The sequence below is a fragment of the Streptomyces sp. NPDC104309 genome (assembly GCF_055584025.1).
On the sequence record NZ_JBVJMV010000086.1, the window covers coordinates 4,486 to 14,294 of the forward strand.

General features: G+C 67.1%; 11 protein-coding genes. 1 reads left to right on the forward strand and 10 read right to left on the reverse strand.

Annotated features, from left to right (window positions below):
- The coding region (locus ACZ68L_RS45055; RefSeq protein ID WP_469590364.1) for an IS1380 family transposase at window positions 1-1,337 on the reverse strand (1,337 nt) is incomplete at its 3' end.
- A gap of 209 nt (window positions 1,338-1,546) precedes the next feature.
- On the reverse strand, window positions 1,547-2,317 hold the full coding sequence (locus ACZ68L_RS45060) for a CHAT domain-containing protein (RefSeq protein WP_469590367.1): 771 nt from the start codon (window positions 2,315-2,317) through the stop codon (window positions 1,547-1,549).
- A 3-nt stretch (window positions 2,318-2,320) separates the two neighbouring features.
- Here ACZ68L_RS45060 and ACZ68L_RS45065 point away from each other — a divergent pair.
- Window positions 2,321-3,525 (forward strand): IS3 family transposase gene (locus tag ACZ68L_RS45065; protein ID WP_469590369.1). Its coding sequence is split into 2 segments (ribosomal slippage): window positions 2,321-2,612 and window positions 2,612-3,525, totalling 1,206 coding nucleotides; the frame shifts between segments, so codons are not numbered across the junction.
- A 194-nt stretch (window positions 3,526-3,719) separates the two neighbouring features.
- Here ACZ68L_RS45065 and ACZ68L_RS45070 read toward each other — a convergent pair.
- The 8 genes from ACZ68L_RS45070 to ACZ68L_RS45105 all read right to left on the reverse strand — a co-directional run bounded on the left by ACZ68L_RS45070 (window position 3,720) and on the right by ACZ68L_RS45105 (window position 9,219).
- Complete coding sequence (locus ACZ68L_RS45070) at window positions 3,720-4,124, reverse strand: ubiquitination-like system serine protease family protein (protein ID WP_469590372.1); 405 nt, start codon at window positions 4,122-4,124, stop codon at window positions 3,720-3,722.
- Window positions 4,121-4,867, reverse strand: a complete 747-nt coding sequence (locus ACZ68L_RS45075; RefSeq protein ID WP_469590376.1) for a ThiF family adenylyltransferase — start codon at window positions 4,865-4,867, stop codon at window positions 4,121-4,123. The genes ACZ68L_RS45070 and ACZ68L_RS45075 overlap by 4 nt, the downstream gene beginning before the upstream one ends.
- Entirely contained in the window at window positions 4,756-5,277 is a 522-nt protein-coding gene (locus ACZ68L_RS45080) for a DUF6791 domain-containing protein (RefSeq protein ID WP_469590378.1), read from the reverse strand. Before ACZ68L_RS45080 ends, ACZ68L_RS45075 begins: the two co-directional genes overlap by 112 nt.
- Window positions 5,252-5,512 (reverse strand): multiubiquitin domain-containing protein, encoded by a 261-nt coding sequence (locus ACZ68L_RS45085; protein ID WP_469590381.1) that lies wholly within the window; start codon window positions 5,510-5,512, stop codon window positions 5,252-5,254. The genes ACZ68L_RS45080 and ACZ68L_RS45085 overlap by 26 nt, the downstream gene beginning before the upstream one ends.
- Before the next feature lie 103 nt (window positions 5,513-5,615).
- Complete coding sequence (locus ACZ68L_RS45090; protein ID WP_469590384.1) at window positions 5,616-5,900, reverse strand: DUF3892 domain-containing protein; 285 nt, start codon at window positions 5,898-5,900, stop codon at window positions 5,616-5,618.
- Between the two features lie 155 nt (window positions 5,901-6,055).
- A complete protein-coding gene (locus ACZ68L_RS45095) occupies window positions 6,056-6,769 on the reverse strand; it encodes a hypothetical protein (protein WP_469590387.1) in 714 nt (237 codons plus the stop codon).
- A gap of 336 nt (window positions 6,770-7,105) precedes the next feature.
- Window positions 7,106-8,014: a hypothetical protein gene (locus tag ACZ68L_RS45100; RefSeq protein WP_469590389.1), complete on the reverse strand. Its 909-nt coding sequence runs from the start codon at window positions 8,012-8,014 to the stop codon at window positions 7,106-7,108.
- A gap of 83 nt (window positions 8,015-8,097) precedes the next feature.
- Window positions 8,098-9,219 (reverse strand): hypothetical protein, encoded by a 1,122-nt coding sequence (locus ACZ68L_RS45105; protein WP_469590392.1) that lies wholly within the window; start codon window positions 9,217-9,219, stop codon window positions 8,098-8,100.
- Window positions 9,220-9,809: the final 590 nt, after the last annotated feature.

Here is a 9,809-nt window from a genome sequence, read left to right on the forward strand (position 1 = left end):
CGGAGCCGCAGGCGGAGCCGCAGGCGGAGCCGCAGGCGGAGCCGCAGGCGGAGCCGCAGGCGGAGCCGCAGGCGGAGCCGCAGGCGGAGCCGCAGGCGGAGCCGCAGGCGGCGGAGCTCCCAGAGACGGGCCTTGCCGGTCAGGGCGAGCATCGGCATCCAGGCCAGCAGGTCGAGAGCGATCTGCACGATCTCCAGCCAGATCCGGTTCTGGGCCGTGCGGTGCAGGGGCAGGTTGCGCAGGCCGGTGGCACGGGCGGCGCGGATGCGGTCCTCGGCCCGGGCCCGCAGCCGGTGACGGAGCTCGAGTTCGGCGATCGGCCGGCCCGAGGTGTTGGTTGCGAAACAGGTCAGCCGCATGCCGTCCGCGTCCGTGAGCCGCAACTGGGCTCCGGGGTGTGGTCGTTCCTTCCTGACGATCAGCCGCATGCCCTTGGGCCAGCCATCCTGGACGTCGCCGGTGAGTTCGGCGACCCAGGCGCCGTCGCGGATCTCGCCGTCCGCCTCGACGGCCGCCGTCCAGGCCGATGCCGGAACCTTCAGCACGTGCTGGTGGACCTGCTCGGTGATCACCATGCCGACCGAGTAGGACAGCCACCGCCCCCGCTGAGCGAGCCAGGCGACGAAGTCGTGGGTGCCGCCCGCGGAGTCCGTGCGGATCAGGGTCCGGCGTCCGCGCCGGTACTTCTTCGGCAGCTGGGCCAGGGCCAGTTGAGTGGCGGTGATGTGGTCGGTGGCCGTGTTCGATCCCGCGTTGCCTGGCCTGAGCAGGGCCGCGACCGGTTCACCGGTGCCGCCCGGTCCGTGGTCGACGAACCCCATCAGCGGGTGGTGGCCGTAGGTCCGCTTCCACGTGGGTGCGGCATCCTCCTTGTCCGAGTGCGCAACCACCAGCACCCCGTCGAGATCCACGGTCACCGTTCCGCCCGCATCAGGCGCTTCCCGGCTGGCCAACCGCCAGACACGTTCGCGGACCTCACCCCGCGCGGCACGGACGGCCCGCAGGGCCTTCTCCCCGGAGGCTGCGAGGGTGTCGATGAGGCGGGAGACCGTCGGGTCGGAGGCCACCGGCCCGAACACGGCCGGCTCGGCCCGCAACATGCCGACATCGGCGAGGCAGTCCCCGCCCAGCGCGACCGCCAGGGCCACGTCCAGCAGGATCTTGCCCGGATCGTGCACTGCCCGAGCCTTCCGCCATGGCGTCAGCGCCGCTGATATCGCGGTGTCCAAGCCGGCCTTGCGGACGGTCTCGACCAGCAGCACGCCCCCGGCCTGGGACACCACCCCGCGGCCCCCGCCCTCAATGCGGACACGCGGGTACGACCCGATACTCTTCATCACCTGAGAAGTGCCTCCGGCTGGAGCAGGAACAAGGACCTCGACAATCCTCATTCTTGCTGGTCAGAGGCACTTTTCGCTTACCTGACCACCCGTCGGACAGCCCGCTTCATGAAAGCGCGAGGCTAAGGCGGATTTACCGGTGCGGCACCGATCTGTGCCCTTCGCTCCCGCCGGTGCGCCGGGAGCGAAGGGCACAGGCTCTGCGATTATCGTATGGGGCGCGCTTGCTCGATCAGTGACTGTGGTGGTGTGAGGTGAATGCGGTCGGGACAGCCAGCGAAGACGTAAAACAACGACTCGGGGACATAGCCGGGCCTGCGAAACCAGTTACGTACGCGGTCGCCCTGGCCCTGCTCATCGGCGATCTCACCCAAGACGCGTTCGGTGTCCACGTAGACGTGTGGCAGACGAATGCGACCAGTCGCCCGGCTGGTCATGAACTCAACGAGAGCAGGGCGGTCATTGATGGTGGTGCGAGTTGCCCATGCCCTGAGGCTGGGGCTTCCATCGAAGATGTCGTTCACCGCGTTTGACGTCTGCACGTGATGCCACACATCCAGGATGGTGGAGAACTGTCCGGGCTTGGTGTTCTCTTTGGCGAGGTAGACCATGAAGCGGACCATCAGCATGGCGTTGCGTCTGACATCGACTGGGACTTGAGTACCGAGTACCGCCAGGGCACCTTCCCGTGGCAGGAGATCGGTGATGGCTACGGCGCCAGAGCCCCGGGGGGCGACATGGCAGGCACTGAGGATGACCACCGGTGGCATGCGGTCAAGCCCGAGGTCCAGGTGCGTCTCGTCACCGATGACAAGTGCGGCCATATTGCCGACCATCGTTCCGTGTGCGCTGATGACCAGGATGTCGGGGCGGTGGTCGCCTACGAAACGCTGGAGAGCTTCAAGAGTGAGAGTGGGCCTTGACCCCTGATGCTGGACACACGAGACACTGGATCCTGAGGATCTGAGGACGGACATCTCGTGGTCATGAAGAACTACCCGCCGGAGTTCAAGGCGGACGCGGTCGCGTTGTACGAGTCGCGGCCGGAGGCGACGATCAGGTCGGTCGCCGCCGATCTGGGGATCAACCCGGAGACGCTGCGGAACTGGGTGAGGGCAGCCGGAGTGAGCCGTCCCCGGGGACGGCGGACGCAGGAACCGGCCCAGCCGCCGGCCCCGCTGGAGGCGGAGAACGCGGCCTTGCGGAAGAAGGTCCGCGAGCTCGAGGAGGAACGAGAGATCCTGCGGAAGGCCGCCAAGTATTTCGCCGGGGAGACGCGCTGGTGAACCGCTTCCAGTGTGTCGCCGACCTCCAGCGCCGTTACGGCGTCAAGCGGATCTGCAGCATCCTCGGCATCAGCCGCTCGAGCTTCTACTACTGGCGCCGAACGGCCACGGATCGGGCCGCCAGACAGGTAGCCGATGCCCACCTGGCCGCCCGGATACGGGCCGTGCACCAAGAATCGGACGGCACTTACGGAGCCCCGAGGATCACCGCCGAGCTCCGCGAGGAGAACGGTCAGGCGGTCAATCACAAGCGAGTCGCCAGGATCATGCGGGCGTCGGGGAGCGAAGGGCTCCGGTTGCGCCGCCGGCACCGCACCACCGTTCCCGATCCGGCTGCGGCCAAGGCGCCGGACCTGATCGGCCGCGACTTCACCGCGGATAAGCCGAACACGAAGTACGTCGGCGACATCACCTACCTTCCCATCGAGGGCGGGAGGTTCTGCTACCTGGCGACCGTCATCGACCTCGCATCGCGGCGTCTGGCCGGCTGGGCGATCGCCGACCACATGCGCGCGGACCTGGTGACCGACGCGCTGGCGGCGGCGATCCGCACCCGCGGCAGCCTCGCCGGATCGATCATGCACACCGACCACGGAGCCCAGTACACGAGCAGGGCCTTCGCCGAAGCCTGCAGGTCAGCAGGGGTCCGGCAGTCCATGAGCGCGGTCGGGTCCAGCTCGGACAACGCTCTCGCCGAGTCCTTCAACGCGACTTTCAAACGCGAGATCCTGCAAGGACGAAAGGGCTGGCCAACCGAGCGCGAGGCCCGACTCGACGCCTTCAGATGGCTGAACCGCTACAACACCCGCCGCCGACACTCCCGCCTCGGACAACGATCACCGATCGCCTTCGAAAACACCTTCCACTACACACCAACTACGCTGGCACAAGCCGCATAACCCGTGTTCAGGATTCGGGGTCAAGGCCCCCTCGGCCTTCTTCGCCGCGGAGCCGGGCCGTCCGCTGCGATGAAGGTCGCCTACATCGACCCGTACAAGAACTGTTCGGCGTCCAGCCGATCTGCGACGTCCTCGCCGAGACGGACGCGCCGATCGCGCTGAGCACCTTCCACGCCGCCCAATAGTGCCCAACGTCAAGGCCGCCAAAACCGCAGGTAGCGACTGATACTGCCCCGGCGATCTCTCGGGATATTTCCACTCACCTGGGCGGCCAGCAAGCGGCGGTCTTTGTCTCGGTTCCGTGCAATCTCCGCACGCGAGTAGTTCCGGCTCCAGTGGACACGGCCGTCGCGGATCCAGTAATGCGACCGGCATGGGAGGGACCAGTTGCCGATGGAGGGAGTGAGAGAGACGTTCTCGCCGTCGTAAGTGAGGGACCACTGCGCCGGGGAGAGCGGCGTGACGACTTCGTTGCCGCATCCGCAACAGCACAGGTGGCCGCAAGTGCGGTAGAGGATCGAGATGTAGAGCGCCCCTGCGTCCATGGCCGAGGGGAAGGTCTCAGTGAAAACCGGGCGCAGGATCTCCTGGGGGGTCACGGGAGATCCTCGTTGGCGATCTCGTTGGTGATCAGTGAGTACGTGGTGTGGCTTTCATCGGTTGCGTCGGCGTAGATGCCGAGGGCGCGTTTCCAGCGGATGACTGCGAAGACGGCGTTGAGCGCGTTGAGGTCTGCGGTCTGAATGTTGCTCGCGTAGGCGTCCCGTTCGGGTGCCTGCCGGGGGATGCGTCGGCGAGCCGCCTCCCGGCGGCCGGGGAGGCTGGTGGTGACTCGGAGTAGCCCGCTGAGGCGGCCGTCGATCTCTTCGATGCCCATGCCGACATCGATGAACGGTACGTCGTGGTCCTCGAGCCAGTCGATGATCGCCGGCTTGCTCGCGGCATCGTCGGAGGCGAGAAACACGAACGTCGCCCCTTCGAGGAGATTGAGGTTTTCCTCGTCAAGGTATTGGTCGCAGGCGGTTAGACCCTGATGCATGTTCCTGTAGATCGAGGCGAAGTAGGAGACCTTCTGCGGGCGTTCGCGGAGCACGTCGAGAGTGGGGGCTCCGGGGGCGCGGAAGGCGTTGTGGTTGTCGAATGTATCGCCGTCGATGAGGAGGATCGAGTCGACCTCGGTCTTGGCGACCTGGTCGAGGATGTAGCTTCCGCTCCCGCCGAGGCCGACGATCACGATGCGGTGGCCTCGGAACCGACTGTTGATGGCCGCGATGCCTGCGCGGGAAGTGGCGGTGTCCCGGTAGACGAAGGGGCTGTCGTCATCGACCTCCTGCCATGCCACGCCGGGGGGGATGAGGAGTCGAGGGCGTGTGCCTGGTCGGCGATGATCCGCGCGTACGCGGTGATCTTCGTGTACTGGTCGGGGTAGCCGTCTGCCGGCTTGCTGGAGAGCATGAAGTTGGCCAGCATGCCCTCGGCGATCACCCGGGTCTCAGGATTGGCGAGGGTCAGGGGGCGGCCGCGCTCGTTGCACGGGGTGGAGCCACCGAACCAGATGCGGTGGTCGGTGTCGGAGACGAGGCGGTCTCCGCTGACCGTGATCGGGTGGGCGAGGAAGCCGTGCTCGAAAGTGCGGTTCTCGGTGACGTACGGGATCCGGACGATGATGTGGCTAGCGTGGACGGTGATGTTGTAGCCGTCATCGAGGAGGCGGGAGAGGTCGGGGTCACGAGCGAGAAGTGCGGTAGACATCGAAGACCATCTCCTTCTTCACTCGGACGCTGTGGCCGGCAGTGAGGCTGCCCGTTCCGTGGCCGTCGTGGCCGCGGCTGTAGCGGACGGTGTAGGTGTCCTGGTCGTTCGGCGCCTGGCCGGGGTAGGCGAGGTCGACGACCTCCTCGTAGGTGATCTCCTTCACCTCCCAGGTATAGGGGCGGGCGTTGATGATGATCGTGACGGGTTTGGGTCCGTGGCCGTCCTGGGACATGGGGCCTCCTGAAATGGGGATCGCGTGTTCGGACTGGTAAGGCTGGAGGCGTCTGGCGCGCCGCTGCAGAGGCGGCGCGTTCGACGCCTGGGTGATCGGCGGGTCAGCGTCTGGGGAGGGCGAGGAGGTTGTTGGTCCACACGCCATCGGCGTGGGTCCGCAGGTACTTCTCGCCGCGGGTGGGCGTCACGACGGCGACTTCCGTGCGATGGCCGGCTGCGTCGCTCGTGTAGGCCTTGCCGGACTGGTTGTCGATCCAGTCGACGATCTGAGCCCGGGTGTTGTTACCGCTGTTCCCGGAGGCCTGGTTGGTCCACCACAGGTGGGTGATGTGTTCGTGCGTGGTGCCGCCGGTCGTCAGGCGTACTGCGGTGATCTGGATGGCCATCGTTGCTGTCCTGCTGTTCTGCCGGCTGCATTCCGTCGGGTTCCCGCGGCCGGCGCCCGGGTTCCGTGAGCACCCTGGGTGGGGTGCTTCGCCTGGGACGGACGACGTAACTCGCGGGTAGGAAGACGCGTGTGGTTGGCGGGGCCAGCGGGGTGTCAGGAGCAGTCGAGGCAGCGGTCGCTGTCTGGGGCGAACATCGCGGGCGGGTGCACGATGAAGCAGCCGGGGCAGGAGCGGCCGGGTGTGCGGGGCGGGCAGGCGCAGCGGCCGCATTCGGGGCAGTGAGGTACGCGGCAGCGCGGGCAGGCGGGTTCGAAGGAGCGGTAGTTCTCGTCGCAGTTCGCGCAGATGTAGTCCCGCGACCGGGGGCCGGTGTCGGCGGTGGGAGGGGTGAAGGCGCGCCAGGGGGCGGAGTCGGTGACGAGGACGGCGACGGTGTAGCCGTTCATGGGGGCGGTGTCGGTGTGCAGTTCGCGTCCGAGGATGCCGTCGCGGTAGCGGACCTGGGTTCGTCCTTGTGCGCGGCCGGAGCCTGTCAGGGCGCGGTCGATAACGGGGATGTCGCCCTGGAAGCTGCCGCGCCGCAGGGGTGGGAGGCCGTGGGAGGCGGCGAAGGCGAGGTGTCCGGTGGGGTCGAGGAGGAGAACGTGGCCGGGGGCGGGGAGATGCTGGGCTGCTCGTACGCAGACGGCCATACGGGAGGCGTTGCTCGCCTTCCACAGGAGGGTGGTCGCCGAGGCGGTGGGCCCTTTGGCGTCCAGGTGCTGGTCGACGAGGTGTGCAGGGAGCAGGATCTGGGCGGCGAACGCGTCGCAGGCAGCGTCTTCGAGAAGGACACCGCCGTCGGATTCCCGGCTGAAGGGCTCCATGAGGTCGAAGCTGTTCTTCTGCAGGTGGTGACCGAGTTCGTGCAGGGCGGTGAAGTCCCGCCGTGGGTGGCTGGCGGAGGTGGCGACGGACAGACGGGGCGGGGGGCCGTAGTCGTACGCTCCGGCGACGCTGCAGCCCTGTGCCGTCTCGTTCTCGGGAACGTCTTTGACGGGTGAGCTCGGGCCAGGTCCGCAGTTCCTCCAGGGCGCCTTGCGCCAGGATTTCGAGGGCGCCGGGGCGGGCTGCTTCGAGTTCTGTGATCATGGCGGCGGCCTGGGTGCGGGCGGCGCCGGCGAGTACGTAGTTGACCACCTCGGGCGTACCTCTCTTCTTCTTTATCCGTCCAGGAGGAGCTCGAAGTAGCGGTCGGTGCGTGCGGTCCAGTTCGGCTGGGTGCGGTTGTCGTCGCGTGCCGCGAGCGTGTAGACGCCGTAGGCGGCGCGCAGACGGGCGGCGTGTTCGGTTTCGTTGTACTGGGCGGCGAGCTTCTTGATCTGGCTGCGGCGCAGAGGCCGGTTGAGTTCGTGTACGACGGCGGGCGGCAGAGCAGGGTTGGCGTCGAGGAAGCGGGCGGCGGGCTGGGCGTGGAGTGCGGCGAGCGTGGCGGCCTGCTCGGCATTTAGGGGCTGTTGTCCTCTCCACACGTCCAGCGCCAGGGGCGGCGGCAGTTTCAGTTCGGCCGCGAGCTGCTGGACGGTGATGCCGTGGTCGCGAAGGAGCTCGGAGAGGCCGCCTGACCCTTGCGGGACCCACTGTGCCGAGGTGAGGACCTCAAGGTGGTCGGTGAGGGCGGCGCGGTATTCGCTGACCGCCGCGGACAAGACGGTGCTGCTCCCCCACCGGGCGCCGGTCACGGTATCGGCGAGCATGCGGGAGGTGAGGGTGTCGGGGCGGCTTGTCAGCTCGCTGACCTGCCGGTCCAGCACGCACCACGGAAGGGTGGCTTCCAGGCCCCACCAGAGCGCCAAGGGCTGCTCCAGCGTCGTGGCCGGGGCGGGCATGAGCAGGGTGTCGGCGTCCGCGTAGCGTTCGAAGGAGGCCGGTACGGCGCGGGCGCTGTTCTGGTCACCGGCCGTGGTGATCAGCAGCAGTTGGACGGTGTCCTCCCACACCGCGCGCCAGATCTGGCCGGGGCGTGGGTCCTGAGGTGGTGCGGTGGCCACCCGGTGGACGGCATCGGGCACTTTCAAGCCTGCCGCGGCGGCTACGAGCCTTTGGTAGGCAGTGGTGTGGACAGAGCTCATGCTGTCTCCCCCGTCTCCTCGGCTGTGGTCCATCAGCGCATTCTCTTCTCACTGGGTCCAGACGACGTAACTGGGGCTGTTCATCACGACGCGGCCTCGCCGCAGCGCCGTAGTAGGGCGGCCATGACCGCCTGTGGGTCACTGTCCGCGGACAGAGCATTACGGAGCATTGTCTTGAGGTTGGACAGGACCGCGGCTGCGTGGCCTTGCCGGATCTCCAGTAGCTGCGCCGCGTGGTGGGCGTCCTCGTCGAGGCAGGGAAGCAGTAGGCGGTCGTGGGGTGAGAGGTGCTGCCAGATGTCCTCGGCCACCCCCTCGACTCCGGTCGGGTCTGGTGCGGCGGCAGCCGCAACCTGTTCGACCGTTTCGGCGATGGTCCCTTCATCGGCGTACAGCGCGGTGAAACGGGCCGGTGCCAGAAGCTCGAACCGAGCCTCGAGGACCTTGGCGAGGTCTTCCTCCCGCACCGCTCCCTGTGCGTACCGGAGCACGGACAGCAGGATGGTCTTCAGTGCGCGGACAGTCTGCTGGGGTGTGGGACCGGAGTGGTTCCAGCGTGTGATGCCGACGCCTTTCACTTGTGCGGCCTGGGCGATGAGATCGTCGAGATCTCCCTGCCATACAGCTCCTTCGGCATGGTCGACCAGTGCCCAGCGCGGCGGGGAACCTTTGAGCTTGCGGTAGGCCGCGTCCTCACTCATCAGCCGGGCGATACGGCGCCGGAGCTTGCCCCGTGGTGTCTTTTTCGCCTCGTCGATGAGGAAGTTCTTGATCGACGTGAGAAACAATCGTTCCAGGGAGGCTTCGTCGGCGGCCTGGGTGAAGCAGACGATCACGAACCGTTGTCCCGCTCCTTCCTGGGCGAACATCGCGCTGATCACGTCGTAAGCCGCGTCATCGCTCCACGCCGCGTGCCCCTCGGGGGGCGGAAAACCGGTGCCACGGCGCACCTGGTGAACCAACCTCCGCAGCAGTTCGAACGTGGCCGGCCCCAACCCGCCGGTCTGCAGCTCCTCGTACGCGCTTTCTGTCACGAGCCCCACCCCGATTCCTGCTCCCCGGCGGACGTCTACGGCCGCGGGGTTTCGAGCCTGCATACACCAGCATCGACCCCTCTGGCATGCGACACGCGCATATTTCCCTTCCTTCGTGGAAGAGAGCGGAATCCAGACACGGGGGCGCGCTTCGGAGTTCGTCGTCGACATCTTCGACACCCCGATCCCGCTTGAACAGCCGGGCGATTAGGCAGGGGCACCAGCCTCGCCAGTCAGCCTGGTGCTCACCGGGACAGCGCGCAGCCGTTGCCGCTTGGTTCGTGTAGAGGCGGCAACGGCCGGCCGCCTGACTGGAGGAGCACCGCTAGGCGGTACTGGGGGGCACAGGGACGGGGACATGGGTGGGATCGGTGTCGTGAACTCAGCCGGTCCCAGGGCCTGGCGACGGAAGTGGTTCTCGGCTCTCGGTGTCCCCTTCCCCGCAGTGAGAGGTCGAGATCCGACGCACGGCGACTCGTCTGTCATGACTTTCAGCGCTGAGCATCTCAGTCCCCTGGTTGCGCACGTGTCCGGGCGAAGGGCGCCTTTATGGATGCTGATTGCCGAATCGGGTGATCAAGGTCGAGGTGATGCGACGCGAACATCGGACCGGGGACAGTTCGTGATGAACCGCCCCGGTTCGAATGGAGACTCGATTCCGTGAAAGGATTGAGTCATGGCACGCCCCTCTTCGTATCCTCTTGAGCTGCGCAAACGAGCGGTCCGTATGGTCGCTGAGGTTCGTGGCGATTACCCGAACG

Bases quoted from the DNA above. Each gene is read 5' to 3' on its own strand.
- ACZ68L_RS45060 (WP_469590367.1), bottom strand. From the start codon at position 2,317: ATGTCCGTCCTCAGATCCTCAGGATCCAGTGTCTCGTGTGTCCAGCAT.
- ACZ68L_RS45080 (WP_469590378.1), bottom strand. From the start codon at position 5,277: ATGTCTACCGCACTTCTCGCTCGTGACCCCGACCTCTCCCGCCTCCTC.
- ACZ68L_RS45085 (WP_469590381.1), bottom strand. From the start codon at position 5,512: ATGTCCCAGGACGGCCACGGACCCAAACCCGTCACGATCATCATCAAC.
- ACZ68L_RS45090 (WP_469590384.1), bottom strand. From the start codon at position 5,900: ATGGCCATCCAGATCACCGCAGTACGCCTGACGACCGGCGGCACCACG.
- ACZ68L_RS45095 (WP_469590387.1), bottom strand. From the start codon at position 6,769: ATGGAGCCCTTCAGCCGGGAATCCGACGGCGGTGTCCTTCTCGAAGAC.
- ACZ68L_RS45100 (WP_469590389.1), bottom strand. From the start codon at position 8,014: ATGAGCTCTGTCCACACCACTGCCTACCAAAGGCTCGTAGCCGCCGCG.
- ACZ68L_RS45105 (WP_469590392.1), bottom strand. From the start codon at position 9,219: ATGTCGACGACGAACTCCGAAGCGCGCCCCCGTGTCTGGATTCCGCTC.